This is a genomic window from Gemmatimonas sp. (genome assembly GCF_031426495.1).
Classification (GTDB): domain Bacteria; phylum Gemmatimonadota; class Gemmatimonadetes; order Gemmatimonadales; family Gemmatimonadaceae; genus Gemmatimonas.
In genome coordinates this window covers 147,088-172,974 of sequence record NZ_JANPLK010000009.1, presented here as the reverse complement: position 1 = coordinate 172,974, position 25,887 = coordinate 147,088, and the positions used below count along the sequence as shown (strand labels likewise).

General features: G+C 66.1%; 22 protein-coding genes and 2 tRNA genes. 5 read left to right on the top strand and 19 right to left on the bottom strand.

Going from position 1 to position 25,887, the window contains the following annotated elements; all coding sequences use genetic code 11:
- Window positions 1–184: 184 nt before the first annotated feature.
- The 17 genes from RMP10_RS03505 to RMP10_RS03425 form a co-directional block, all read right to left on the bottom strand.
- Window positions 185–258: transfer RNA gene (locus RMP10_RS03505), tRNA-Met, on the bottom strand.
- Window positions 259–358: 100 nt separating this feature from the next.
- Window positions 359–432, bottom strand: a tRNA-Met gene (locus tag RMP10_RS03500).
- 80 nt (window positions 433–512) lie between these two features.
- On the bottom strand, window positions 513–812 hold the full coding sequence (locus RMP10_RS03495) for a septum formation initiator family protein (RefSeq protein WP_310569052.1): 300 nt from the start codon (window positions 810–812) through the stop codon (window positions 513–515).
- A gap of 7 nt (window positions 813–819) precedes the next feature.
- The gene (eno, locus tag RMP10_RS03490) at window positions 820–2,100 is read right to left on the bottom strand and encodes a phosphopyruvate hydratase (RefSeq protein WP_309671594.1); all 1,281 of its coding nucleotides are present in this window, start codon (window positions 2,098–2,100) and stop codon (window positions 820–822) included.
- Between the two features lie 48 nt (window positions 2,101–2,148).
- Complete coding sequence (locus tag RMP10_RS03485) at window positions 2,149–2,925, bottom strand: lysophospholipid acyltransferase family protein (protein WP_310569051.1); 777 nt, start codon at window positions 2,923–2,925, stop codon at window positions 2,149–2,151.
- Between the two features lie 31 nt (window positions 2,926–2,956).
- On the bottom strand, window positions 2,957–3,922 hold the full coding sequence (gene thiL, locus RMP10_RS03480) for a thiamine-phosphate kinase (protein ID WP_310569050.1): 966 nt from the start codon (window positions 3,920–3,922) through the stop codon (window positions 2,957–2,959).
- Between the two features lie 19 nt (window positions 3,923–3,941).
- Window positions 3,942–5,615, bottom strand: coding sequence for a hypothetical protein (locus tag RMP10_RS03475; RefSeq protein ID WP_310569049.1), 1,674 nt, complete (start codon window positions 5,613–5,615; stop codon window positions 3,942–3,944).
- Window positions 5,616–5,632: 17 nt separating this feature from the next.
- Window positions 5,633–7,240 carry an NAD(P)H-hydrate dehydratase gene (locus tag RMP10_RS03470; protein ID WP_310569048.1) on the bottom strand — a complete coding sequence of 536 codons (1,608 nt, stop codon included), beginning with the start codon at window positions 7,238–7,240 and terminating at the stop codon, window positions 5,633–5,635.
- A 30-nt stretch (window positions 7,241–7,270) separates the two neighbouring features.
- Window positions 7,271–7,654 (bottom strand): Minf_1886 family protein, encoded by a 384-nt coding sequence (locus tag RMP10_RS03465; RefSeq protein WP_309671589.1) that lies wholly within the window; start codon window positions 7,652–7,654, stop codon window positions 7,271–7,273.
- A 186-nt stretch (window positions 7,655–7,840) separates the two neighbouring features.
- Window positions 7,841–9,139 (bottom strand): serine hydroxymethyltransferase, encoded by a 1,299-nt coding sequence (gene glyA / locus RMP10_RS03460; protein ID WP_310569047.1) that lies wholly within the window; start codon window positions 9,137–9,139, stop codon window positions 7,841–7,843.
- Entirely contained in the window at window positions 9,136–9,624 is a 489-nt protein-coding gene (gene rpiB, locus RMP10_RS03455; protein ID WP_310569046.1) for a ribose 5-phosphate isomerase B, read from the bottom strand. Before rpiB ends, glyA begins: the two co-directional genes overlap by 4 nt.
- A gap of 22 nt (window positions 9,625–9,646) precedes the next feature.
- Window positions 9,647–10,723, bottom strand: a complete 1,077-nt coding sequence (locus RMP10_RS03450) for a Glu/Leu/Phe/Val dehydrogenase dimerization domain-containing protein (protein ID WP_310569045.1) — start codon at window positions 10,721–10,723, stop codon at window positions 9,647–9,649.
- 17 nt (window positions 10,724–10,740) lie between these two features.
- Window positions 10,741–11,925, bottom strand: a complete 1,185-nt coding sequence (locus RMP10_RS03445) for an acyl-CoA dehydrogenase family protein (protein ID WP_309671585.1) — start codon at window positions 11,923–11,925, stop codon at window positions 10,741–10,743.
- Between the two features lie 6 nt (window positions 11,926–11,931).
- Window positions 11,932–12,798, bottom strand: coding sequence for a 3-hydroxybutyryl-CoA dehydrogenase (locus RMP10_RS03440; RefSeq protein WP_310569044.1), 867 nt, complete (start codon window positions 12,796–12,798; stop codon window positions 11,932–11,934).
- Between the two features lie 20 nt (window positions 12,799–12,818).
- Entirely contained in the window at window positions 12,819–13,685 is an 867-nt protein-coding gene (locus tag RMP10_RS03435) for a CPBP family intramembrane glutamic endopeptidase (RefSeq protein ID WP_310569043.1), read from the bottom strand.
- Between the two features lie 10 nt (window positions 13,686–13,695).
- Complete coding sequence (locus RMP10_RS03430) at window positions 13,696–14,904, bottom strand: acetyl-CoA C-acetyltransferase (protein ID WP_310569042.1); 1,209 nt, start codon at window positions 14,902–14,904, stop codon at window positions 13,696–13,698.
- A gap of 136 nt (window positions 14,905–15,040) precedes the next feature.
- Window positions 15,041–15,886 (bottom strand): creatininase family protein, encoded by an 846-nt coding sequence (locus tag RMP10_RS03425; RefSeq protein WP_310569041.1) that lies wholly within the window; start codon window positions 15,884–15,886, stop codon window positions 15,041–15,043.
- A 405-nt stretch (window positions 15,887–16,291) separates the two neighbouring features.
- Between RMP10_RS03425 and RMP10_RS03420 the strand changes: the two genes are divergently transcribed.
- Window positions 16,292–16,687: a PH domain-containing protein gene (locus RMP10_RS03420; protein ID WP_310569040.1), complete on the top strand. Its 396-nt coding sequence runs from the start codon at window positions 16,292–16,294 to the stop codon at window positions 16,685–16,687.
- A gap of 327 nt (window positions 16,688–17,014) precedes the next feature.
- On the opposite strand, the gene RMP10_RS03415 is transcribed toward RMP10_RS03420, so the two are convergent.
- Both RMP10_RS03415 and thrS read right to left on the bottom strand, forming a co-directional pair.
- On the bottom strand, window positions 17,015–18,262 hold the full coding sequence (locus RMP10_RS03415) for a sensor domain-containing diguanylate cyclase (protein ID WP_310569039.1): 1,248 nt from the start codon (window positions 18,260–18,262) through the stop codon (window positions 17,015–17,017).
- Window positions 18,259–20,292, bottom strand: coding sequence for a threonine--tRNA ligase (thrS, locus tag RMP10_RS03410; protein ID WP_310569038.1), 2,034 nt, complete (start codon window positions 20,290–20,292; stop codon window positions 18,259–18,261). Before thrS ends, RMP10_RS03415 begins: the two co-directional genes overlap by 4 nt.
- A 137-nt stretch (window positions 20,293–20,429) precedes the next feature.
- Here thrS and RMP10_RS03405 point away from each other — a divergent pair, with 137 nt between their 5' ends.
- Genes RMP10_RS03405 through RMP10_RS03390 form a run of 4 tightly spaced genes read left to right on the top strand, consistent with a single transcriptional unit; the run spans window position 20,430 to window position 25,887 of the window.
- Window positions 20,430–21,140 (top strand): BON domain-containing protein, encoded by a 711-nt coding sequence (locus tag RMP10_RS03405; RefSeq protein WP_310569037.1) that lies wholly within the window; start codon window positions 20,430–20,432, stop codon window positions 21,138–21,140.
- Window positions 21,141–21,185: 45 nt separating this feature from the next.
- Window positions 21,186–23,948, top strand: coding sequence for a valine--tRNA ligase (locus tag RMP10_RS03400; protein WP_310569036.1), 2,763 nt, complete (start codon window positions 21,186–21,188; stop codon window positions 23,946–23,948).
- Complete coding sequence (locus tag RMP10_RS03395; protein WP_310569035.1) at window positions 23,945–25,270, top strand: Ig-like domain-containing protein; 1,326 nt, start codon at window positions 23,945–23,947, stop codon at window positions 25,268–25,270. The genes RMP10_RS03400 and RMP10_RS03395 overlap by 4 nt, the downstream gene beginning before the upstream one ends.
- Window positions 25,267–25,887, top strand: a complete 621-nt coding sequence (locus RMP10_RS03390) for an HAD-IIIA family hydrolase (protein ID WP_310569034.1) — start codon at window positions 25,267–25,269, stop codon at window positions 25,885–25,887. The genes RMP10_RS03395 and RMP10_RS03390 overlap by 4 nt, the downstream gene beginning before the upstream one ends.

Here is a 25,887-nt window from a genome sequence, read left to right as displayed (position 1 = left end):
CGGGGTCTTGGTGGGGGGTTTCCCCCCTTTTCCCGGCGTCCTTTCACCGGGTGCCATCGTCTTTCACCCCTACACCCCCCTCGCACCCCTTGAAACGCTGACCCCTTGAATCCCCTGGACACACGAAAGCCGCCAACTCTGGGCGAGTTTGCGGCTTAGGTGCGCTATGCTTTGGCCATCACAGTAGCAGGAGAGAGACTCGAACTCTCGACCTCACGATTATGAGTCGTGCGCTCTAACCGGCTGAGCTACCCTGCCCCACTTCCCCAAACTTCTCACAATCCCCACTCGATCGCAAACCCAAAACTCGAGTGCCGGGACGCAAACGGCCGGCCCTTGCGGACCGGCCGAGTGCAGATGGCGGGGGCGGGATTTGAACCCGCGACCTTCGGGTTATGAGCCCGACGAGCTACCAGGCTGCTCCACCCCGCGTCAGAAGGAGTAACCTAGCGTCAGGGCAGCGAGAGTCAACCCCGACGAAGCGAATTGTGCCGCGCCAGCCGAAGCGCGCACTACGGCGCGCGCGACGTATCCGTGCGCATTCGGTACAGCAACTCTTTCTCGCCGCGCACCATGCCCCACTCTTCGCGCGCCATGCGCTCGAGCCGGACCGGATCGCTCGTCACCGCTTTCAGTTCCGCGCGCAGCGAGTCGACGTCCTCAACCAGCATGTCCACGTTCTGCGCCAACGCGGCTTTGCGGTCACGTTGCGTGAGCAGGTCGGAGGTGCCGTACTCACCGCCCTCGATCGCATACACGAGGACGGCGAGTGCGCCAACACCCCAGGCCACACGCTTCATCAGGGGCGTCATGGGTGCATCAGAGGCCGAAGAGCGCGCCACCCGGATACTCCGCGTAGCCTTCCAGCTGCTCTTCGATGCGCAGCAGCTGGTTGTACTTCGCCACACGATCGCTGCGCGACGGCGCGCCGGTCTTGATCTGACCCGCCTGCGTCGCCACCGCCAAGTCGGCGATGAACGTGTCTTCGGTTTCGCCGCTGCGATGCGAGATGATCGCGTTGTAGCCGGCCGCGCGCGCGAGTTCGATCGCTTCGAACGTTTCGGTAAGCGTGCCGATCTGATTCACCTTCACCAGAATCGCGTTCGCCACTTCGGCTTCGATGCCCTTCGCGAGGATCTCGCTGTTCGTGCAGAACAGGTCGTCGCCCACTAGCTGGCAACGGTCGCCCACGAGCTCCGTGAGATATTTCCAGCCATCCCAATCGTTTTCGGCCATGCCGTCTTCGATCGACACGATCGGATAGTTCTCCAACCAGCCGGCGTACTTGTCGGCGAGCGCCTGCGGGCTCAACGACTTCGCACCGCTCTTCTTGAAGTGGTACTGGCCACCCTGAAACATCTCGCTGGCCGCCACGTCGAGCGCGAGCGCGATGTCATGACCGGGGCGGAAGCCCGCCGCCTGAATGGCTTCGATGATGATCTTCAGCGCGTCTTCGTCGCTCTCGAGGTTCGGCGCAAAGCCACCTTCGTCGCCCACGCCGGTGGCCAGCTTGCGCGCCACGAGCACCTTCTTGAGCGCGTGGAACACCTGCGTGCCCATGCGCAGCCCGTCGCTGAACGACTCGGCGCCAACTGGCACGATCATGAACTCCTGGAAGTCGACGGTGTTGGTCGCATGCGCGCCACCGTTCAGGATGTTCATCATCGGCACCGGCAACGTGCGCGCCATCGGGCCACCGAGATAGCGATACAACGGTAGTCCGACTTCGAGCGCGGCGGCACGCGCCACGGCCATCGACACGCCGAGCAGGGCGTTGGCTCCAAGACGGCCCTTGTTCTCGGTGCCGTCGAGATCCATCAGCGCTCGGTCGATCGCGATCTGATCAGTCGCGTCCATCTCCTCGAGCGCTTCGTTGATCTCGGTGTTCACGTTGTTCACGGCGGTCAGCACGCCCTTGCCACCATACCGCTCCGGATCGCCGTCGCGCAGCTCCACCGCTTCACGCTCGCCGGTGCTGGCACCGCTCGGTACAGCGGCGCGACCGGCGCTGCCCGTTTCAAGAATCACGTCGACTTCAACAGTGGGATTGCCGCGGCTGTCGAGAATCTCGCGCGCGCTGATGGAAACGATAGCAGCCATATGATAAAAGCGAAGTAGGGAGTAAGGAGTCGGGAGTACGGCGTAGAGCTAGGCGGAGGCTTGCTCGGCCTCCTGCGGTACGGCAGGGCGAACCGGCTCGATTGCCGGATCGACCCCGTAATGTGCACGTAAACAGTCGGCCATGCGCTGACGGACGCGCTCGGCGAGGTCGTCGCGGTCGGCGTAGGTAAGGCCTTCCGTTGGAATCGGCTCCAGCAGATGCACGTGCACGGTGCCGGGTGAGGCGCGGAATTCGGTGCGGGGGTTGACCTCGATCGTGCCGTAGATGACGACGGGGACGATCGGGGCGCCGGAGCCGATGGCCAGTACGAACGGGCCCTTCTTGAAGGGGCGCAGGGCGTAGGAGTAGCCGCGGGTGCCTTCGGGGTATACCAACACGGGGTGCCCGGCCCGGATTTTCGACGCGGCGTCGTCGTACGCGCTGAAGGCGGCTTTCCGGTTTTCGCGGTCGATGTAGATCACGCCCACGGCGCGTGCGGCCGGTCCGAACAGCGGGATCTTCTCCAGCTCACGCTTGGCCACGAATCCGTAGTGCGGCAAGGCGGCGATCATCGACGGGATGTCGAACCAGCTCACGTGGTTCGCCATGAACACGCGCGGCGCGCCCTCGGGCAGTTGGTGTTCGTCATGCACCACCACCTTCACGCCGGCGGCACCCAGCAACCACGAGGCCCACCAGCGGGGAGTCTTCTCGTAAATGCTGTTTGGGCCGTGCGGGCGCCCCAGCAACTCGGCCAGGAGCGTGATGCTGCCGAACAGGACCGTTCCAACCAACAGGGCCAATGCCGTGAATGCGGTACGCATTACCGCAAGGTCACCCATTACGGACCCGAATTCAACGCGGGATCTGACCCATCGCAAAGTGGTCGAAGCCGCGAGCTCCCGAGGGCACGGTCGCGGTCGGTTGCGCGTCGGCCGCGTCACGAACCACGCCGACCACCGTGAGTGGCACGGCACTGATCGCCGCCCAACCCGCCGCCAGTTTCTCATATGCCTCTACCGGAATACAAGCGAGCAGCTCGTACTCTTCCCCGCTCCGCATCGCCGCCTCGGCCGATATCCCGGGACCGGCGGGCACCAGTGCCGCGTCCAGCTCGAGCACCACGCCACTGGCTGCCGCCACGTGCCGAGCATCGCCGGCCAATCCGTCGCTGACGTCGATCATCGCCGTGGCACCGGCCAACGCCAAGGCCTCGCCTTCGGTCCAGCGGGGCCGTGGGGACGCGAAACGCCCCCGGGACCATGCAACGGGGCTCTGGCCGGCATCCCAGGCCTGTATGGCCGCGCCAGGCCCTCCCAGCAGGCCAGTGACCAGCACCAGATCACCGGCCCGCGCACCACTGCGCGAGACGACCCGTTGCGCACACCCGATCACCGTGGTCGTAATCGAGAACACCGCACCGTGGCTGAGATTCCCCCCCACGATACGCGCACCGGCCTCGCGGATCACCGCGCCCATTCCGTCGGCCACCTCGCTGAGCGCCTCCCGCCACGTGTCGGGTATGACGAAAGCAATCAGCACGGACTCCGCGCGGGCACCCATCGCCGCCAAGTCGCTCAGCGCCGCCACCGCCGCCCGCACACCCACTTCGCGCGCTGAAATCCAGGCGCGGCGGAAGTGCACGTCTTCCACGCAGGCATCAACGCTGACCACGCGCGTGCCGTGTGTGCTCGGCGCCAACACGGCGGCATCGTCGCCGATATCCACGGCCAGATCACCCCAACGCGCCATCAGCGCGCGGATCGTATCGAACTCCGCCCCCTCGCGCATGGCCTGATGCGGCCGCGGCTCGAGACTCACGCCGGCCTCGTGAACGCGCTCATGGCAACCCGCCATCACCGCGTCGTCGCAGGCGAATCAAACCCTGCGGCGTGCCGAACCACATGTAGTCGCGATTCACTGCGAGGTCGAGCACCGGTCCCGGCAGATCGCCCGGCACACGCAACACGCGCGTTGCGCCATCACGACGCGACACGACCACCACGCCGTCGGTGCCGGCCAGCCACATGGTGCGCTCGTCGATGGCCACTTTGGTCACGCGCCCCACCTGTCGCACGTCGAGCAGGTCCACGCGCACTGGCTCCACCCCTCCGCGCGGCGCGAGACGCAGCACTGCATCGTCGGTGGCGGCCAGCAGCACGGTATCACTCCACGCCAGCGCGCGTACGGCGCGACGCAGCGCAGGGTCGCTGCCCACCGGCCGCGACACCACGCCACCCACACTCCCATTCGGCGATACGATCGCCATCACGCCCGCTTCGGTACCGATCCACAGCGTGTCGCCCGTGAACTGCAGCGCGTGCACCGGCATGTTGTCGAGCAGCCGCACCCCGACACCACGCGTACGCACATTGCGCGTGTCGCTGCTGTCGCTCACGTACACAAGACCACGCGCCGTACCGGCCCATGCGCCGTCGTCGCGCGTGGCCACCGAAAGCACCCGTTCATCCGGGAGGCCATCGAGCACGCCCCACACTCGCATCGTCTGTGTGCCATCGAGGCGCACGCGCACGAGGCCACGATCGGTACCGAGCCACGCGCGAGAGGCCCGCGTGATCAGCGACAGACCGCGTACGCCTACGAGTGGCACCGAGATGGTGCCGTCGATCCACCGGAATCGCTGCAGATCGCTGCCTACGAACGACAGGCCACCGCGATCGATCGACTGCCCGAGGCCGGCCGCCCACACGCCATCGGCCGCCAGCGCGAGCGCACCAACACCGGGCTCAATAAGACCGTACGGCAGCGGCGTGGATTGCATGAACGTCGGATCGAGCCGGAACAGGCCATCGCCGGCGGTACCGAGCCACACTTCACTCGCGCGCTCGGGCGAAGCCGCACCGCTGACGATCTGCACGTTGCGCAGCGGGCGATCGCTTTGCTGCGTGCGCAACAACAGCGACGGCTGTGTGCGCAGTGTCGGAAACTGCGTGTACAGATCGCTGAGCGTGCGCGGAAGAATGAGCGCGCTCGCCAACGGCGGCCGCACGATCGGCGTGGCGATACCCACGCGCGAGATGCGTGTCCACTCACCACCGGCGCGAACGATCGCGTCGCCAGTCGCCGCGCGATCGAACGCGATGAGATCGGGCACACCGGTCACGATGGTGCGCTGCAGCTGCTCGGTAAGCGGGCGATACATGATCACGCCGCCGGGCACGCCCAGCCACAGCGCGTCTTCCACCGGATCGCCGGCGAGCACGGTGATCTGTTGATCGGTCAGCCCGTCGTCGCGGGTCAGCGGCGGCAGCCAGCTGTTCATCATGCGATCGTAGATCGCGATGCCACTGCTGCCCGCCGCGAACACGTAGCGGCGCGATACGGCCACGGCCTGCACGTTGCTGAAGCTGCCGATGCGCTGTCGCTCGTCGCGTCGCCCAAAGCCACCGAGCGGGCCGGACGAGCCGTTACCCGAGCCTCCGCCGGCCCCACTCACCGCACACGATGACGAGGTCAGCACCCCGACCGACAGCGCCGCGAGTGAAGCGGTCAAGCGAAAAGAGCGCACAGTCAGGCGGGCGAAGGAAGGTCGGCGAGCACACCAGGAGGAAAGGTGACGGGCTGCTCGAGCAGGCGCCACGCCAACGGCAGCGCATCAAAGACGGTCTCGAGTGTGCCACCGCGAACGCCGCCGTGCTGCTTGGTCGCGAGTTCCGCCGCGCGCCCGTGCACGGTGGCACCGCACACGGTAGCCTCGAGCGGCGCCAGTCCCTGTCCCAACAGCGCGACGATCAATCCGCTCAGCATATCGCCGCTGCCCCCCGTGGCCAGCAGTGGTGTGCCATGCGGCACCACGGTGATCGGCCCACCGTCGGGCGTGGCGACGATCGTGGGAGTGCCTTTCAGCAGCATCGTCACGCCGCCGCGCATGGCGAACTGCCGCAGGGCATCCACGCGCGCATCCCACGACGCCGGCACGGGCGTGCCGAGGAGGCGCGCGAATTCGCCTTCATGCGGCGTACACACCACCGCACGCGAATGGCGCGTCCAGTGACGCATCAGGGCGGCGGCCTCGGTGCCGAGTGTATTCGCGACTTCGGCGATGAGCCAGAGCGCATCGGCATCAAGCACCAGCGGGCGATCGCGATGTTCGTTCACGACGCGCTCGAGCAGCTGCGACGAACGCGTACCACGACCGAGTCCGGGTCCAATCGCGAGCGCGTCGCAACGATGCAGCGTCGTGTGGTCGTCGCGCGCGCCTGATTTGGCAGCCGACTCGCGTACGGGCCACCGTTCGGCCAGCGCCTGCGGCACCGTGAGCTGTACGGCGGACACACTCGGGCCATCAACGATGGCGTGCGCCAAACCAGCGCCCGCGGACAGCGCGGCGCGTGCCGCCAGGATGACCGCACCGGCCATGCCTTCGTGCCCGCCCACGATCGCGATGCGTCCCCGACGGCCTTTGTGCGCATTCCACGCGATCGGCGGAAGCCATCGCGCCAAGTCCTGCCCGTTCGACAAATGCCACGCCCCATCGGCCCGATCGGGGTCGCGACCGAACTCCGCCCCGAGGCCAATGTCGAGCAGCACGATGCGACCGGCATGACCGCGTGACAACAGAAGCCCACGCTTGATCGTGCCGAAGCAGAGCGTCGTGTGCGCCGCCGGACTCCCCTCGGCGATGTCACCCGTGGTGGCATCGAGTCCGCTGGGCACATCGAGCGCGATGACCGCGGCGCCTCCATCGCGCGCGAGGGTGATGCGCGTGCAGGCCGCCCAAACGGGCTCGCGCAGCGCGCCATGATGCCCCGTGCCAAGTAAGCCATCGACCACCAGTCGTTCATGGCCGGAGGGTGCGCCGTGCACGAGCGCCGGTGCGGCGAGGTGCATCGCCCGTATCGCCTCGGGCGTGCGCGGTGGAGCTGCGGCGTGCAGGCGCACCGCCACACCGGCGCGTGCGAGCTGCGCGGCGACGATATAGGCATCACCGCCATTGTTGCCGCTACCGGCGAACAGCGCGACGCCGCGCGAGAGGTGCGTGCCCCAGTCGCGGACGATAGCGGCGGCGGCTGTGGTGCCCGCCTGCAGCATGAGGTCGAACGACGCGGTACCGGCGGCAATCGCCGCGTGCTCGCGCGCCGCGGCTTCGGCGGCGGTGGTGACGCGCAGGGCGTTCACCGGCAGGTCATGCGGTAGACGCGCCGCCGATCAGACGTGCGCGGTGCTCCAGGGATACTCGCGGCCAAACGCATCCTCGAAGTTGAACACTCCGAAAAAATCATCGCGCGAGTCCTGCGGCTGGCTGATGAGCAAGCCCATGTCGACGAGCGTGAATACGATGTCCCCGATGTCACTCGTGGCCTTGAGGCCCCAGTGCTCGAGCACGAGTCCTGCCATGACGCCGAAGCGCTGCAGCGCCAATTCACGACACGAGTGCGCGAGCTCGGGACCCGTGATGTGTCGACGTTCCGTGAGTCGCGCCTGGCAATGCTCGAGTGACGCGAGCACGAACAGATACGCGCGTTCGTCGAACCGCTGCTCGCGCAGACGGATCTGATCCATGATGCCTTCACGGAACGCCAACTCGGTCACTGCTGCTGCTCCTGAACGTGTCTGTGTCGTCTCTCCGCACTGGACGCACGCCCGTCGCGCGGTGCAACGGATGCGCGACGCCGATCCGCCGAAATGCAGCGGGCCTCCAGTGCACGAATACTGGAGGCCCGGGCACCACCTGACAACTCCTTGCGAACGGCGCCGCGCTTGGTCCGTAAACCCGCGTTATACCCGCGCCACCGACCGGTACAGCGGATACGCGTCGGCCAGCACCTTCACGTCGGCCTTCACTGCCGAGATCGTGTCGAGATCTTCCGGCGCCGAGAGCACGCGGTCAATGAGCGCGGCGATCTGGCGCATCGCGTCGGCACCCATGCCACGCGTGGTTACCGCCGATGTGCCGATGCGGATACCGCTCGTGACAAACGGCGACTGCGTCTCCTTCGGCACGGTGTTCTTGTTGACCGTGATCCCGGCTTGATCGAGCACTTTCTCGGCCACCTTGCCGGTCAGGCCCTTGCTGCGCAGATCCACCAGCATAAGGTGATTGTCGGTGCCTCCGGACACAATGTGATATCCGTGCTCCATAAGCGCCTTGGCCAGCACGTGCGCGTTTTCCACAACTTGACGGCAGTACGCCGTGAACGACGGCTGCAGCGCCTCGTGGAACGCAACGGCCTTGCCGGCGATCACATGCTCGAGCGGCCCCCCCTGCATGCCGGGGAACATCGCCTTGTCGATCGCCTTCGCGTGCTCGGCCTTGCACAGAATGATGCCGCCGCGCGGACCACGCAGCGTCTTGTGCGTCGTGCTGGTGACCACATCGGCGAACGGCACCGGCGACGGATACACGCCCGTCGCGGCGAGTCCGGCGAAGTGCGCCATATCCACCATGAAGATGGCGCCGACTTCTTTCGCGACATCAGCGAACGCTTGCCAGTCGATCGTACGCGAGTACGCGCTGTAGCCGGCGATGATCATCTTCGGCTTGTGCTCGCGCGCCTGCGCTCGCATCTGCTCATAGTCGATAATGCCGTCTTCGGTGACACCGTACGACACCGCCTTGTACAGCAAGCCGGAGAAGTTCACCGGCGAGCCGTGCGTGAGGTGCCCGCCCTGCGAGAGGTCCATGCCGAGGAACGTGTCGCCCGGCTTGAGGAACGCGAGGAACACCGCGGCATTGGCCGACGCACCGCTGTGCGGCTGCACGTTGGCGTGATCGGCACCGAACAGCTGCTTGACACGGTCGATCGCCAACTGCTCGATCTTGTCCACCACTTCACAACCGCCGTAGTAGCGCTTGCCCGGGAGTCCTTCGGCGTACTTGTTCGTGAGCGTCGAGCCAACGGCTTCCATCACGGCCGGCGACACGAAGTTCTCGCTGGCGATCAGCTCGAGACCGTCGCTCTGCCGCTGCGTTTCCTCGTCGATCAGATGCGCGATGTCCGGATCCGCCTGCGACAGGGCATCCCCCGGCGGCAAGCGATCCCACTGCGACCAGTTCGCGCTGGCTCCACCACTCATGTCGTGCTCCCCGAGGCGTCAGCCTCACTGTCTTCGCGTTCGATCTTCGCCACGCGGCCCTGATGACGACCGCCTTCGAACGGCGTCGTCAGCCAGGCCTGCAGAATGGCGAGGGCATCTTCGTCGGACACGAATCGCGCCGGCAGCACCAGCACGTTCGCGTCGTTGTGTTTACGAGCGAGTGCGGCCACGTCGGGGTTCCACGCCACCGCGGCGCGCACGCCCGGATAGCGGTTCGCCACATACGACATCCCGAGTCCGGTACCGCACAGCAGCACCCCGCGGGCCGCCTGCCCGTCGGAGACTTCCTGCGCCAGCGGATGGGCATAGTCGGGATAGTCGGTGCTCGCGGTGCTGTGCGTCCCGATGTCTGCCACTTCGTATCCCATCTCGGCGAGGGCCAAACGCAAGCGCTCCTTCAACTCGAAGCCCGCGTGGTCGGACGCGATGGGGATACGCTCCCCCGGCTTTGCCACATCCACCATGGTCAGTTGCTCCGTTGACTGCTCAGGATTCCTTGTTGGGATACTGCGGCCACGTCTTGATCATACCGCGAACGGCGTGGATCCGCTGCTCCGCCACGCGATCGGCGGCCTTGTACGTCGGAATGCCCGTATCCTTGGCGAGGCGGAAGACGCTCAGCACGGTCTGGTAGATCTCGTCCGCCTTGCGCAGCGACCGCTCGCGGCTCCAGCCGGTGAGCTCGCTGTACACGTTGATCACCCCGCCGGCGTTCGCGACGTAGTCGGGTGCGTATAAAATGCCGCGCGCCTCCAGCGCGTCACCATGTCGATCTTCGAGCAGCTGGTTGTTCGCCGCACCGGCCACGATCTCGACGTTGAGCTGCGGGATCGTGTCGTCGTTGATCACGCCGCCGAGTGCGCAGGGCGTGAAGATGTCTGCCTTCGCGCGGTAGATCTCGTCGAGCGCCACCGCCTTTGCCCCCATCTCGTCGACGACGCGCTTGATGCGGCCGGCATCGATGTCGGTCACGATCATCTTGGCGCCCGCGGCATGCAGCTCCTTGGCGAGATAGTAGCCCACGTGGCCAAGGCCCTGAATCGCGATCGTACGGCCGTCAAGGCTGTCGCTGCCCCACTTCTGGCACGCCGACGCCTGAATGGCGCGGAACACCCCATGCGCCGTCACGCTCGACGGGTCGCCTGACTTGGAGCCGATGCCGGTCACGTGCTTCGTTTCCATGTGCACGAAGTCCATATCCTCGACCGTCGTGCCGACGTCTTCCGCCGTGACATAGCGCCCGCCCAGCGAATCCACGAAGCGACCATGCGCGCGGAACAGCATTTCGCGATTGGTCGTCTTGTTATCGCCGATAATGACCGACTTGCCGCCGCCGAGGTTGAGTCCGGCGACCGCATTCTTGTACGTCATGCCGCGCGAGAGCCGCAGCGCGTCGACGATGGCCGCTTCTTCGGACGCGTAGTTCCAGAAGCGGCAGCCGCCGAGCGCGGGGCCGAGCGTGGTGTCATGAATCGCGATGATACCACGATAGCCGGACGCCTTGTCATGGCAGAACACCACCTGCTCATGACCCATCTCGGCGATGGTTTCGAAATAATGCATAGGTGAGAACCGGAAAATCAGTCTGGAAGAGATCCGTCGTTCGCGGCCGCTGCGGCCAAGGTTTCGCGGGCGATCACGATGCGCTGAATCTCCGACGTGCCTTCGTAGATTTCAGTCACTTTCGCGTCGCGAAAAAAGCGTTCGACGGGATAGTCGGTCACGTAACCGTAGCCGCCAAACACCTGCACGGCCTGCGTCGTGACCCACATGGCCGTCTCGGTTGCAAAGAGCTTGGCCATGCTGCTGAAGCGCGTGATTTTCTCCCCGCGCTGCTTGGCCGCCGCGGCCGCATGCAAGAGCGTGCGGGCGGCGGTGATACGCGTCGCCATGTCGGCGAGCTTGAACTGAATCGCCTGAAACTCGGCGATGGGCTTGTTGAACTGCTTGCGCTCGCCGGCATAGCGCACGGCGGCTTCGAGCGCCGCGCGCGCAATGCCGATGGCCTGCGCCGCGATGCCGAGTCGCCCGTGATCGAGCGAGCCGAGCGCGTACACGAAGCCCTTCCCAACTTCGCCCAGCAGCCGGTCACCCGGCACGCGGCAATTGTCGAGATTGATCTGCAGCGTCGGCGACGCGCGCAGCCCCATCTTGTTCTCCTTCTTGGCCAGATGAAAGCCGGGCAGATCGGGCGTGAGAATGAATGTTGAGATGCCCTTGCTGCCTCTGCGGTCGTCGGGCGAGTCGGTGCGCGCCATGCAGAGGATCACGCCCGCTTCACTGCCGTGCGACACCCATGCCTTGGTGCCACTCAAGAGCCAGTCGTCACCATCACGCACGGCCTGACAGCGCAACGCGGCGGCATCGGAACCGGCCTCCGGCTCCGACAGCGCGAAGGCACCGAGGAGTTCACCGCGCGCCATTGGCGGCAGGAAGCGCTGCTGCTGCGCGTCGGTGCCGAATTCGAGAATCATCTGCGTGGGCAGCGAGTTGTGCACGCTGAGCAACACGGCCGCCGAGGCATCACCGACCGCGATTTCTTCGAGCGCGAGCAGATAGCTCTGCGCATCAAGATCGAGTCCGTCGAAACGTTCCGGCGTGAGCATGCCGAAGAATCCCAGCTCGGCCATCTGCGTGACCATCACGCGGTCGAAGCGCGACTCCTGATCGCGCTCACCGGCCAGAGCGACGAGTTCGCGCTGGGCATAGGCGCGCGCGAGCGACTGGATTTCCCGCTGCGTTTCGTTGAGATCGAGAAGAGACATGGCGGGTCAGTACTGGTAGAAGCCGCGGCCGGACTTGCGTCCGTACCAACCCGCCGCGACGTACTTCCGGAGCAGCGGGCACGGACGGTACTTCGGATCACCGAGACCGTTGTGCAGCACCTCGAGAATCGCGAGGCAGGTATCGAGGCCGATGAAGTCGGCGAGCGTGAGCGGTCCCATGGGATGATTCATACCGAGCTTCATCACCGTGTCGATGGCTTCGGGCGTGCCGACGCCCTCCATGACGCAGTAGATGGCTTCATTGATCATCGGCATCAGGATGCGATTCGCCACAAAACCCGGGAAATCGTTCACCTCCACCGGCGTTTTTCCGAGCCCCTTGGAGAGACGCATGACCGTGTCGGTCGTGGCGTCGCTGGTAGCGAGGCCGCGAATGACCTCCACCAGTTGCATCACCGGCACCGGGTTCATGAAGTGCATGCCGATCACCTGCTCGGGGCGCTGGGTGCGCGCGGCGATCTCGGTGATGGAGATGGAGCTCGTGTTGCTGGCGAGGATCGCGCCGGTCGGCGCGAACCGATCGAGGTCCTCGAAGATGCGGAACTTGAGATCGGTACGTTCGGTGGCCGCTTCCACGATGATCGCGGCATCGGCCACGGCATCGAGCGAGGTGGAGGTCGCGATCCGCGCGAGGGCCGCTTCGGCAGCACTCGCCTCGATCGCGCCCTTCTTCACCTGCCGATCGAGATTCTTGGCGATCGTGTCACGCCCCTTGGCGAGCGCGTCGGCGTTCACGTCGATCAAGGTGACGGCGTGACCGCTGGTCGCGAACACATGCGCGATGCCGTTGCCCATCTGCCCCGCGCCCACCACAGCGGCGCGATCCAAAGCTGCCTGCACAGGCTCCTGCATATCGTGTCGACTCCAAAAAGTTAGGTCTGTGTCAGTGAACTGCGGCGTCGAAGTCCGACGGCCAGCGATCCACCCAACACCAGCATCGCCACCAGCCCGCCTTCCGGGCCCCATGCGCCGCCAGTAATCCAATCCGACCCGCTCAGTGCTGCCCGGTAGCCCGGTGTCGCGAACGGCAGTCCGCTCACCGGCACGTGCAGCACCGCCGCCATCACCCAATTCCAGGCGAGATGCGCCGTCCACGCGGCCGGCAGACTCGCGGTGCGCTCCCGCACGAGGCAGAGGCACAGACCGGCCAGCATGACCACCAGCGTGGTGCGCACGTTCGCGCCGGGATTCATCAGGTGCACCGCCCCGAACGCCACACTCGAACTCAACCGGGCCACCCACAGGCCCGCAGCCTCTTCGGCCACGGCGTAGAGGTAGCCACGAAACACCAGCTCTTCCCACAGCGCCGCCGGCCCCAGTAGCAACAGGAGCCGCAGCGCCGTCCCTCCCCAGCTGTCCTGCACGAACGCGGCGCCATCGATGCTTGCCGTGGCCGTCGCTTCGATCCGCATCGCGCCAACCGCCCACAACACACCCGCCGTGCCAACGATCGCCGCCGTGCCCAACAACGCGCCGGTCCGGAGGTGCTTCCAGTTCCACGTCCCCGGCCCAAGCGCCATCACCGACCACGGCACGTCGTCCACAAAACGCAACGCTGCAGAGCAGGCCGCCGCGACGCCGATCAGCATCGTAAACGGATACATCGGCACCGTTTCGCCGACGCTCCGAGACAGCAGACCGAACAACGGTCCGAGTACCGACTCGGCGATCCCCTGGGCGAGAATCCAGGCGACGCCGAAGCTCAGGAGCCGCCAGGGAACCCGCAGAACTTTGTTCACGACACGACGATCAGTCGACGCGCTCCACGGACAGCGCCACCGCGTCTCCACCGCCCAGGCAGAGCGTGGCGATACCCGTCTTCTTTCCACGATCGGCCAGCGCATGCAACAGCGTGACGAGCACGCGTGCGCCGCTGGCTCCGATCGGATGGCCGAGGGCAATCGCGCCACCGTTCACGTTCACGCGGGCATCATCCCACGACAGGCCGAGACCGTCGGCCAGCGCCTGCGACGCGAACGCTTCGTTGGCTTCGATGAGGTCGTAGTCGGCGATGGTAGTGCCCGACTTCGCCATCAGGTTCTTCACCGCCGTGATGGGCGCGAAGAACAGATCCTGCGGCTCGCCGGCGCCCGTGGCATACGCCGTGATGCGGGCCAGAATCGTGAGGCCATGTTCGCGCGCGTACGCTTCCGACGTGACGACCACCGCGGCCGCCCCATCGTTCAGCGACGAGGCATTGCCGGCCGTGACGGTGAGGTTGCTGTTGTCGCCCTTGCTCGGGAACGCGGGACGCAAGCCGGCCAGCGATGCTTCGGTCGTATCGGCGCGCGGGCCTTCGTCCACCGAGATGATCGTCGGTCCCTTCCGCCCCGGGATCTCCACCGGCACGATTTCGGCGGTGAACTTGCCAGCCTGTTGCGCGGCGACGGCCTTCGCATGCGAACCCGCGGCAAACGCATCCTGCTGCGCCCGCGTGACGCCGGCCTTCGTGGCCGTGTACTCGGCATGCACGCCCATGTGGACGTTGCAGGTAGGGCACCACAGACCATCCTTGATCATACCGTCGACCATCGTCTGGTCGCCCAGCTTTACTCCGCCACGCATCCCGAACACGTAGTGCGGCGCGTTACTCATGCTTTCCTGGCCGCCGGCCACGATCACCTGCGCATCACCGGCCTTGATGGCCTGCGCGGCAAGCATCACGGCCTTGAGGCCGGAGCCGCACACCTTGTTGATCGTGAGGGCGGATGCCGTGGCGGGCACGCCTGCCTTGAGCATGGCCTGACGTCCGGGAGCCTGGCCCGTACCACCCTGCAGCACGTGGCCCATGATCACTTCCTGCACCGCGTCGGAGGCGACGCCGCTGCGCTGAAGCGCGGCACGGATCGCGATGGCGCCAAGCTCCGGCGCAGAAAGGGGCGAGAGGCCCCCGAGATACCGCCCGATCGGCGTGCGCGCGGCACCCACGATGACAGGCTGGCGAGATAGGTCGCTCATGTAGGACAAGGAGTGGCGGGAACGTGCAGGTACAGCCTCTCAGGTGCAGCCTCTGAAAATAACCGATCTCACAGCGAAATCGGCGAATTCCGGAGGCGATGCCCCTCGAATTTCGCCGATTTCGTTTCGTCCCAGCCTAGCGGCCGGTCATCCCTTTGATCTGCTTCACGGCATAGTCGACCTTCATCTCGAACAGCTTCTTCCCCAGTTCCTTGCTGGCTTTCCGGGCGTCGCCGGTGATTCCGTTGTTTTTCCGTGGCGGCGCATTGGGGTCTGGAGCGGCCCCACGCGGACCGGTCGGCACCGGATCGCCGACGGCGTTGGGAAGCTGCTCGAGTCGGACCCAGGTGCCGTCGCCGAGGTACAGCATGCTCGACGTGTCGGGAATGCCGGCGTGCGAGCTGGACGGGAAGCCGTTGGCCTTCAGATACGCGTCGAAGTCGGCGTTGGCCGTGGAATACACGGCGTCGCAGTACAGCACCTTGATCCCCTGCGCCGCGTACTTCTCGCTCAGCGACTTGGCCACGTCGGCATAGACGTTCGGCTGGCCACCACCGTGATCGCCCATGAGCACGACGGTCTTGAAGCCGGTGGCGATGGACTGTTCGCTGATGCGCTCGAGGATGCCCTTCAGCAGCTCGGGCGTGAGCCCGATGGTGCCGGGGAGCGTGGCACTGGCGTTGTTCGGCGTGTACGGCAGCACCGGCATGGCGATGGCATCACCGAGCTTTTCGGCGATCGTGCGCACGATAACGCGTCCCATGAGATTGTGGCCGCCGTTCACGTTCTGCGGTCCACGCTGCTCGGTGCCCCCGGTGTAGAACAGCGCCGTCGTCTTGCCGGCGGCGAGCGCGTCCTTGACCTCGGGCCACGTCATCATCTCGAATTCCACGAGCGGCTTGCGCGGCTGCGCCTGCGCGGCGGCAGCAGGCGAGAGCAGAGCGGCAGCGAACAGCGCAGCGAGCGCGAGGCGACTGGTCATGTTGGCGATTTGCGGTGGGGAGTGTGGCAGGGGACTACCGGTATGCTACGCCCTAGGTGCCCGCTTTGCTGCCCGCGTGGGAGGGGGACCTGCGGTCGGCATGCGGGTCGGGCGGGTTTAGGGGAGTCGCGCGCGGAACCGCGCTGTTGCGACCGGACGAGATCGAGAGAATAGATCGCGCCCTAGACCACGCGGAGCAGTGTGCACTAAGTTCTGCCGCGTGGAGACGCTCACGATCGGAGCACCAATCCCATCCGGTGCGAGCGGCGGCCCTCGGGTAATTCGTACCAATCACGAGAACTGACAATGTCTTCGCACGGACGCGGAATCGACGAGCGGTCCAGCCAGCTCGGGCGGGCAACAGCTACAGGCCGCCGCTTTCGCTCGGTACTTGATGGATGGGTGGTGGCACTCGTGCTCGTGCCCACGGGCTTTGCGTTGCTGATGGTCCTGCTGGAGGCCGGCCTCACGTCGCGACGCGCGCTGGTGGCCGCGGCCCTCGTGCTTGGAGGTGGGGTGCTCCTCCCCGCAGTGCTATACGCTGTCACCGTGTACCATCTCACCGACAGCGAGTTGCTGGTTCGCGTGGGACCGTTCACGACCCGCGTTCCGTATGCGTCCATACGGACTATCGAACCGTCGAGGGACATGACGTCTGCTCCAGCATTTTCTCTCGACCGCTTGCGGGTTGAGTACGGTGAAGGCCAGTACGTGCTGATCTCCCCAATGCAACGGGAGGCGTTTCTCGAGTTGCTCGCGACGCATCGACGCGCGGTCGCTTCGCTTCCTCGATTCTCGTAGCCCGCGTCTCAAAAAACTGTCGCGTGTGCGCACGTCTCGCGGGAACCGTCGCACTCGCGGAGGCAACAGTACCCCCAACGCTGTTCCCCGCGGCGAGTGCGAGGCCCGGCACCGATCTCTCGCTCCCCCACTGCAGCGGCGACAGCCGCCTCCGTGTCAGCCGGTCGGGACGGGCGGTCCCTGCAGCCGCCTCTGCGAAGGAGGGGCCGGCGCCTCCGGCGCGCGGCCATCCCGCCGCAGAAAGCGGCGAAAGGGATCCACCCGGCACGACCGAGCGCCGCCCCAGCGCAGTTTCAGCGCCGTCTCAACGCAAGAAACCGCGAGCAATCAGTCGTCGTAGCCGACCACGAGGTTCATACCCGCTTGCTGAGCGCGCTGCACCGCCGTGCCCGTCGCCGTAAGCAAGCCGTCCACGCTGATCACGGAATCCGTCACCTCGGCCACCCCCACCGACAGCGTGCACCGCACGCCCTGCACGTCGCCGCTGAACACATGGCGTTGCATGCGCTCGCGGATACGCTCGGCCAGCACCAGGCCGCCGGACAGCTCCGTGCTGGGCAGCAGTACCGCGAACGCTTCGCCACCCACGCGACCGACCACGTCGGTGGTACGCGATTCCTGACGGCACACCCACGCGATCGCGCGCAGCCACTCGTTGCCGAACGCCTCACCGTGCTGCTCGTTGATCTCGCGGAAATTGTCCGGATCGACCAGCAGCATCGTGAGCGGCTGCCCGTAGCGGCGCGCGCGCGCCACTTCGGACGACGCCACATCGAAGAACGCCCGACGAGCCGACACGCCGGTGAGGTAATCGGTGGTGCTCGACGCATCGTCACGCAGACTATCCTCGAGACGGCGACGCTCCGACACATCGTGTGTGACCACCGAGAATCCATTCGCCGTGCCATCCGTGGCGCGGAGCGCGGCCACCACCGTGCTGGCCCAGAACAACGAGCCATCTTGACGCTGGCGATGCCCTTCTTCCTCGCACCACCCGTTACGGGCGGCCAACGCCAGCGTGTCCTGCACGTACGCATCACCACCGCTGTCCGGCGGCAGCAACAGCGTCATTGGTTGCCCCACCACGGCGGCGGCGGGAAACTGGTGTACGCGCTCCGCCGCTTCGCTCCACGAGTCGACCGTGCCCTCGGCGTCGACGGTGAAGATCGCGTAATCGCGCACAGCGCCTTCCACCGCCCGCAACCGCTGATCGGCACGCGACAGTTGTCCGCGGGCCGACGCCAGCGCGCCGGCGTCGTTCACCACGGCCACGATGTGCCCCGGCGACACCTTCACCAACGACAGGTGCACCCCGCGTTGCTCGCCGGGGGCCAGCAGTTCGAGGGCATCGACAATCACGCCACGCGGTGAGTCGAACCCACGCACACGTGCGGCGAGGTCGGGCGCGACCGCTCCCAACGCCACGAACAGGTCATCGAGCGAACCTGCGCGCGTGAACGGCGTGAGCAGCGTGCGCGCCGCCAAATTGGCGACTTCGACTCGCCCTTCTTCGTCCACCTCCACGAGGCCGACAGGCGCCAGCACGAACAGGTCGAGCAGCGCCTCGGGGGTCACGTGGTCGCCCCCGTCTGTTCCGTCGAGTTGGCGGCCGCGTCGCTGGCCGCAGCCACAACATCGGCCGGAATCGCCAGTGTGCGGTCGGCGACTTCGTGCAGCACGCGTGCGATGAACGCATCGGACGACATGATGTCCTGCTTCTTGCCCGCTCCACGCGACCGCAGCGCGACCGTGTTCTCATCGGCCTCGCGACGGCCGATCACGCACATGTACGGCACCTTGTTCACTTCACCTTCGCGCACGCGGTAGTTCAGCGTTTCGTTGCGCGCGTCGAGCGTGGCGCGAATGCCGGCGGCTTTCATTCTGGCCACCAGCGCTTCGGCATGCTCGTTGTAATCGATCGCGATCGGAATCACGCGCACCTGCTCGGGAGACAGCCACACCGGGAACACTCCGGCGAAGTGCTCGATCAGGATGGCGATGAACCGCTCGAACGATCCACTCACCGCACGGTGGATCACCACCGGACGATGCGGCGCGTTGTCCTCACCCGTGTAGGTGAGGTCGAAGCGCTCGGGCGCGTTGTAGTCGAGCTGGATCGTACCGAGCTGCCAGGCACGCCCGATGCTGTCCATGACGTCGAAATCGATCTTCGGGCCATAGAACGCGCCGTCCCCTTCCTTCATTTCGTACGGACGGCCAGTGCTGTCGAGCGCGGCGCGCAGCGCCGCTTCCGCCCGATCCCACAGTTCATCGGAACCGATGCGCTGCTCCGGACGCGTCGCGAACTTGAGCTTGGCGGTGAGCCCGAACGTGTCGTAGTAGCCGAGAATGAAATCCATGAGGAACTTGACTTCGTCGGCGATCTGATCTTCACGCAGGTACACGTGGCAGTCGTCCTGCGCGAACTGCCGCACGCGCGTGAGCCCTGACAGCGCGCCCGACAGTTCGTTGCGGTGCAGCACGTCGAACGTGACGTAGCGCATGGGCAGATCACGATACGAATGCTTGCTCGACGCGAAGTACAAATGGTGCGACGGGCAGTTCATCGGCTTGAGCGACATGTCGTGCTCGCCGGTCTCACTGTCGAGCACGAGGAACATGTTCTCCTTGTACTTGCCCCAGTGGCCCGACTGCTCCCACAGCGCCTTGTTATACAGCAGTGGCGTCTTGATTTCCTTGAACGCGTCCTGCTGGCGCTCGCGCACGAACGCTTCGAGCGTGTTGTACAACGTGGTGCCCTTGGGCGTCCAGAACACAGCGCCAGGCGCGACGGGAAACAGCTGGAACAGGTCGAGCGCCTTGCCGAGCACGCGATGGTCGCGCTTCTTGGCCTCCTCGAGATTGTGCAGGTGCTGCTCGAGGTCGTCCTTCTTGAAGAAGGCCGTGGCATAGATGCGCTGCAGCATCTGGCGCTTCACATCGCCGCGCCAGTAGGCGCCGGCGGTCGTGAGCAGCTTGAAATGCTTGAGGTATGACGTATCCGGGACGTGCGGGCCGCGGCACAAATCGATGAACGGGCCGTCGGTATACGTCGAGATGACTTCGTCGCTGCCCTCAAAATCGTCGAGGCGTTCGAGCTTGAGCGGATCGTCGGCAAAGCGCACGCGCGCTTCACTGAGCGACACTTCTTCGCGCACGAACGGATACTTCTCGGCCACGACCTTCTTCATCTCGGCTTCGAACGCGGCCAGATCTTCGGGCGTGAACGGCTTCTCGACTTCGAAGTCGTAGTAGAAGCCGTCATCGATCGCGGGACCGAACCCGATCTTGGCATCGGGGCGTAATCGGCGCACCGCCGTGGCCAGGATATGCGCGCCGGAGTGGCGCAGCACCTGCACGGCACGCGGGTCCTTCTCCGTAATGACCACGAAGGAACCCGAGGCGCGCAGCGGGGTCATGAGGTCCAATACCTCTCCATCCACCGCGACGGCCAGCGAGGCCTGCAGCAGGCGCGCCCCGATCGAGCCCACGACATCGCGCGCCAGCGTCCCGGGTGGGACCTCGCGAGTGGAGCCATCGGGGAGAGTCAGGACGATGTGCGCGTGAGCAGCAGCGTCAGCAGCAGATTGCGAACCGGCAGTCATCAGGAGCGGGCAGAAAGGTGAACGCCCTCGCCGAGCGAGGACGGTCAAGTTATCCTTGCACAAGGAGTCACGCCAAGTTCAACCGCGATCCTCTTCTCGTTCGTGGTGAGCTGGCGTCGCGTCACGGAGGTGGCATCATGGCACAATCCCCATTCAGGAAGCGTCCGACGCGAACGTCTTCGGTGCTGTTGGTAGCGCTCGGCGCAGTGGCTGGCGTCGCGCTGGGCATGCTGGTGGCCGATCGCGTCGGCGGTGTGGACGGACTGCTCCGCCGCGGTGGCCGTGGCAGCCGGCGGCAACCCGGCCCTGAGGGGTGGCGCGGCGATGAGCGCCGCACCGACTCGTTTGATGAGCTCGCCGACGATGATTCGGAGCTGTCTGGCGAGTCGATCGCCCACATGCACGTCCGTCGTCGTGGAGAGCCATCGGCGTCGGTCCCTGAGGCTATGCCGGACCGCCTGTCCACCCGCGAGCGTCTCCGGGACCGCATGCGCGACCGGCGCACGCGCTCCATGGAGCCCCAGGCTGCCGTCTCACCGCTGGCCGACGCGGTCGTCATTCCGATGGGTCCATCGGTGCCGACCCACGAGGAGCTCGAGTCCCGCGTGCTCGAGGCGTTTCGCCATGATCCGGTGCTTGAGGCCCGGGCCATCGACATCGGTGCCGTCGGCGCGGGCACGATCGAACTGACCGGCTGGGTAGAAAGCACCGGGGAGATCGCGCATGCGCTCACGCTGGCCCGCGGGGTTCCCGACGTGACCTCAGTGGTCGATCACCTCGCCGTTCGCGGGCCGGGATCGATTCAGAGCCACCGGACGGCGCAGTACGAGACACCGCACCGACGGTGAGCCGGGCGTGAGCCGGTCGCGTGCCGATCGGTGTTATCTTGGGCCATGACTGCGCCCGACACGAATTCGCTTCCGACGACCTACGACGCTGCTGCCACTGAGTCCACCTGGTACGCCCGGTGGACCGAGCACGGCGTGTTCACGGCCGATGCCGAACGCGCCGCCACGCGCGAGCCGTTCGTGATCGTGATCCCGCCACCCAATGTGACGGCCGTACTGCACATGGGGCATGGCCTCAACAACACCGTGCAGGATGTGCTCATTCGCTGGCGCCGCATGGCCGGCGATGAAGCACTCTGGCTGCCGGGCACCGACCATGCCGGAATCGCCACGCAGAACGTGGTGGAGAAACAGCTCGCCGCGCAGGGACAGACGCGCTTCGACGTGGGTCGCGGGCCGTTCGTGGAGAAGGTCGCCGAGTTCGTGGAACACACCGGTGGCGAGATCCTGAATCAGCTCAAGGCCATCGGATCGAGCGCCGACTGGTCGCGCACGGCCTACACGTTCTCCCCCGCCCTCTCGAAGTCGGTGCGTGAGGCGTTCGTGCGCTTGCACGAAGACGGCCTGGTGTACAAGGGCCATCGCGTGATCCACTGGTGCCCGCGCTGCGGCACCTCGCTGTCGGATGAAGAGGCGGAGTTCACCGACACGACGGGCAAGCTGTATCACCTCAGGTACCCCCTCGCCGACGACCCGACGCAATCGATTACCGTGGCCACCACGCGCCCGGAAACGATGCTCGGCGACGTGGCCGTGGCCGTCAATCCCGAAGACGAACGCTATCTCACGATGATCGGCCAGCAGGTTGTGCTGCCGATCAACGGCGTGCGCATTCCCATCATCGCCGACACGTACACCGACGCCGCGTTTGGTACCGGTGCCGTGAAGATTACGCCCGCGCATGACGCCAACGACTTCGACGTGGGCAAGCGTCACGGCTTGGCGATGCCGGTCATCATCGATGCCGAGGGCATCGTGCGTGAAGTCGAGGACGCGGCCGGACGTGTGCCGGCCGCGTTGGCGGGGCTTGATCGCGCCGAGGCGCGCACGGCCATCGTGAAGCTGCTGGAGGCTGAAGGCGCGCTGGTGAAGGTCGAGCCGCATGCGCACGCCGTGCGTCATTGCTATCGCTGTGACACGGTGGTGGAGCCACGCCTGTCCGATCAGTGGTTTGTGCGTATGCGTCCGCTCGCCGACAAGGCGCTCGACGTGCTGCGCGGGGGCCAGCTGCGTATTCTGCCGGATCGTTGGGAAGCGGTGTACGTGAACTGGCTGGAAGGCATTCGCGACTGGAACATCTCGCGGCAGATCTGGTGGGGGCATCGCGTACCCGTGTGGTATTGCGACAATCCGGCCTGCTCGCAGGAGCCGATGGTGTCGCGCACGGACGTGACCGCGTGCCCGTCGTGCCATGGCACGGTGCGTCAAGACGAGGATGTGCTCGACACCTGGTTCTCATCGTGGCTGTGGCCCTTCTCCACGCTGGGCTGGCCCGACGAAACGCCGGACCTCAAGGCGTTCTACCCGGGCGACGTGCTGGTCACGGCGCCGGAGATCCTGTTCTTCTGGGTGTCGCGGATGGTGATGTCAGGGTGCTGGTTCCTCGACCAGACGCCGTTCCACACGGTGTATCTGCATGGCACGGTGCGCGACATGCAGCACAAGAAGATGTCGAAGTCGCTAGGCAACGGGATCGATCCGCTCGACGTCGTGAAGCTGTACGGCGCCGATGCGCTCCGCTGGACGATGACGGCCGGTCTCGGTCTCGGCGTCGACGTCATGCTCGACCCCAACGATCTCGAGAAGTCGTTCGCGCCCGGGCGCAACTTCTGCACGAAGCTCTGGAACATCGGGCGCTTCCTGTTGTCACGCGTTGGCACCGAACCGTTGCAGTCGTTGTCGTCGATCGCGCCCGAGCGACTCACGGCCGCCGATCAGTGGATCCTCGATCGTCTCGATCAAGCCATTCTCGACTGCGACGCCGCCTTGGGTCCGCCGCGACCGGCCAACGGGCACAGCTGGACCGAAGCGGAACGCGGGCGCGGTCTTCGCTTGTCGGAGTACGCCGAGGCGGCCCGCCGGTTCGTGTGGAACGAGCTGGCCGACTGGTATCTCGAGGCGCTCAAGCCGCGCCTGTACGCCACGGAGGGTGAAGACCGCGAAGTGGCGCGTACGGTGCTGGCACACGCCTTCGATGGGGCGCTGCGGTTGCTCCAGCCGGTGGTGCCGTTCATTACCGAAGCACTCTGGCAGCAGCTGCCGAACACACCGTCGGGCGCGTTCCTGGCCCAAGCCGCTTGGCCGCGGTCGCGTCGGGCCGATGGCGCGACGCCGGCTGGCGCACAGGCCTTCGAGTACGCCCGTGATGCGGTGCAGGCGATCCGCAGCGTGCGTTCGGAGTACAACGTGAATCCGGGTGCGTGGGTGGAGGCGATGCTGGTGGCTCCGGCCGGTATCGCGGAGTTGCTCGATGCGCAGCGCGACACGATTGGCTCGCTGGCGCGCGCGCGCGTCGCGATGGCGTCGGTGAACCCCGGAGGCGCGTCGGCGCAGCTGTTACTGCGTGACGGCGTGGAACTGGTCGTGCCGCTCGCCGGCATGGTGGATCTCGAGAAGGAGAAGCAGCGCTTGCAGGCAGAACTCACGCAACTCGAAACGCAGCTCAATGCGCTCGACGGCCGTCTGGCCAACGACAAGTTCGTCGCGAAGGCGCCGCCGGCGCTGGTCGAGGCAGAGCGCGCCAAAGCCGAAGACTGGCGCGCGCGCTGTGCGTTGATGCGCACCAAGCTCGGTACGTTCGGCGCGTGAAGTCCGCGATGAAGGCCGTTGCGCTGCGGGCGGCCGCGCTGCTGCTGCTCACCGCTTGCGCCAATCAGACAGCGCCGCCGGGCGGTCCCGCTGATCTGGCGCCGCCGCTCGTGCTGAAGGTGACGCCGCAAGACAACGCCGTCGGCGCCAAGCCGAAGGCCGTCGTGCTGCAGTTCGACGAAGTGATCAGCGAAACGCCCAAGGGTGCAAAGGACATCGCCGACCTGGTGTTCATCAGTCCCAAGAGTGGCGTGCCCAAGGTGGACTGGGGACGCTCGAAGATCGAGATCCGTCCGTCGAAGGGATGGAAGCCGAACACCGTGTATTCGGTAGTGATCAAGCGGGGCCTGCAGGACCTTCGTAGCAACGGCATCGACAGCACCATACGATTGGTATTCAGTACCGGCGGACCGATTCCGACCACGCGCATTACCGGCGTGGCCTTCGATTGGGCGGCCGGCAACGGACTCTCGGGGGCATTGGTCGAAGCCATCGCGCCAGACAGCACCACGTATCAGGTGGTCGCCGATTCCACCGGCCGGTATGTGCTGCAGTATCTGCCACCCGGCCCGTACCTGTTGCGTGCGTATGGTGATCGGAACACCAATCGCAGTCTCGATCCCATCGAAGTGTGGGACTCGGTGAGCGTGACGCTCACGCAGTCGGCCGACATCGAGTTTTATGGCTTCGCCCACGACACGGTCGGCTTGCGCGTATCAGAAGTGACGCCGCTGGACAGTGCCGTGCTGAAAGTGGTGTTCGACAAACCGTATGCACCGGGGCGCCTGTTCGGCCCCGAGGATGTGCTCATCAGGCGCAACGATTCAACGATCGTGCGCGTGAAAGCGGTGCAGACGATTCCCGAGCGCAATCTGGCCGACTCGCTGCGAGCGAAAGTGCGTGCCGACTCGGTGGCGCGTGTGGCGGCGTTGCGCGATTCCACACCGGCGTTGCGCGCCCGTACCGATTCCTTGGCGCGCGTCAAGCGCGCCGATAGTCTGGCCGCCGTGGCACGCACCGAACGCGAGGCACGGGCCCGTGCGGCGGCGCGTCGAGGCCGCCCGGGTGCCCCGATCGACACGACGCCGCCGCCCAAGCTTCGTCGCCCGCTGCTGTACAAGGAGATCTACGTCACGCTCGACACGGTACTGGAGCCGCAGAAGCAGTTCCGGCTTACCGTAAGCAACTTGCGCAGCCTCTCCGGCACGGTCCGCTCACCGGCGCGCACGTTCACCACGCCACGCGCCCCAAAGCCCGACAGCACGAGCGATGCTGCCAAGCGAGACAGCACGAAACGCGATACCACCGCGGTACGACGGTGACCGCGTCGCCCGCTGAACACGCACCGGTTCCCGCGCTGTTCATCGACCGCGACGGGACACTGATCGCCGATGCGCACTACCTCGCCGATGCCAGTCGCGTGCAGCTGATTCCTGGTGCGGCCGCGGCCGTCGCCACAGCGAATGCGGCACAGGTGCCGGTGGTCGTCGTCACGAACCAGTCGGGCATCGCTCGCGGACTGATCACGACGTTCCAGTACGAAGCGGTGCGTGATCGCACCAACGCGCTGCTGAGCGCCGATGGCGCGGCGGTACTGGCCACCTACCACTGTCCGCACTGGGGACGTCCCAAGGAGCCGTGCGAGTGCCGCAAGCCGGGCCTCGGCATGTATCGCGATGCGGCCGCAGCCTATGCGCTCGACCTGGCGCACAGCGCGTATATCGGCGATCGGTGGCGCGATGTGCAGCCCGCGCTGGCCACCGGCGGCATCGGTATTCTGGTGCCCGGCATCGAGACGCCCTCGGCCGACGTGGAAGAAGCCCGCTCGGCGCTCTCGGCCCGCATCTTCATGGCGGACACCATTCTGGAGGCGGTGTCGATTGCGTTGGCGATGATCGGCGCCCGAACGCCCCTGCAGCCACCGTCGGGAGCGCAGTAG

Bases quoted from the DNA above. Each gene is read 5' to 3' on its own strand.
- RMP10_RS03495 (WP_310569052.1), bottom strand. From the start codon at position 812: ATGACGCCCCTGATGAAGCGTGTGGCCTGGGGTGTTGGCGCACTCGCC.
- eno (WP_309671594.1), bottom strand. From the start codon at position 2,100: ATGGCTGCTATCGTTTCCATCAGCGCGCGCGAGATTCTCGACAGCCGC.
- RMP10_RS03485 (WP_310569051.1), bottom strand. From the start codon at position 2,925: ATGCGTACCGCATTCACGGCATTGGCCCTGTTGGTTGGAACGGTCCTG.
- glyA (WP_310569047.1), bottom strand. From the start codon at position 9,139: ATGAGTGGTGGAGCCAGCGCGAACTGGTCGCAGTGGGATCGCTTGCCG.
- rpiB (WP_310569046.1), bottom strand. From the start codon at position 9,624: ATGGTGGATGTGGCAAAGCCGGGGGAGCGTATCCCCATCGCGTCCGAC.
- RMP10_RS03450 (WP_310569045.1), bottom strand. From the start codon at position 10,723: ATGCATTATTTCGAAACCATCGCCGAGATGGGTCATGAGCAGGTGGTG.
- RMP10_RS03445 (WP_309671585.1), bottom strand. From the start codon at position 11,925: ATGTCTCTTCTCGATCTCAACGAAACGCAGCGGGAAATCCAGTCGCTC.
- RMP10_RS03440 (WP_310569044.1), bottom strand. From the start codon at position 12,798: ATGCAGGAGCCTGTGCAGGCAGCTTTGGATCGCGCCGCTGTGGTGGGC.
- RMP10_RS03430 (WP_310569042.1), bottom strand. From the start codon at position 14,904: ATGAGCGACCTATCTCGCCAGCCTGTCATCGTGGGTGCCGCGCGCACG.
- RMP10_RS03425 (WP_310569041.1), bottom strand. From the start codon at position 15,886: ATGACCAGTCGCCTCGCGCTCGCTGCGCTGTTCGCTGCCGCTCTGCTC.
- thrS (WP_310569038.1), bottom strand. From the start codon at position 20,292: ATGACTGCCGGTTCGCAATCTGCTGCTGACGCTGCTGCTCACGCGCAC.
- RMP10_RS03405 (WP_310569037.1), top strand. From the start codon at position 20,430: ATGGCACAATCCCCATTCAGGAAGCGTCCGACGCGAACGTCTTCGGTG.
- RMP10_RS03400 (WP_310569036.1), top strand. From the start codon at position 21,186: ATGACTGCGCCCGACACGAATTCGCTTCCGACGACCTACGACGCTGCT.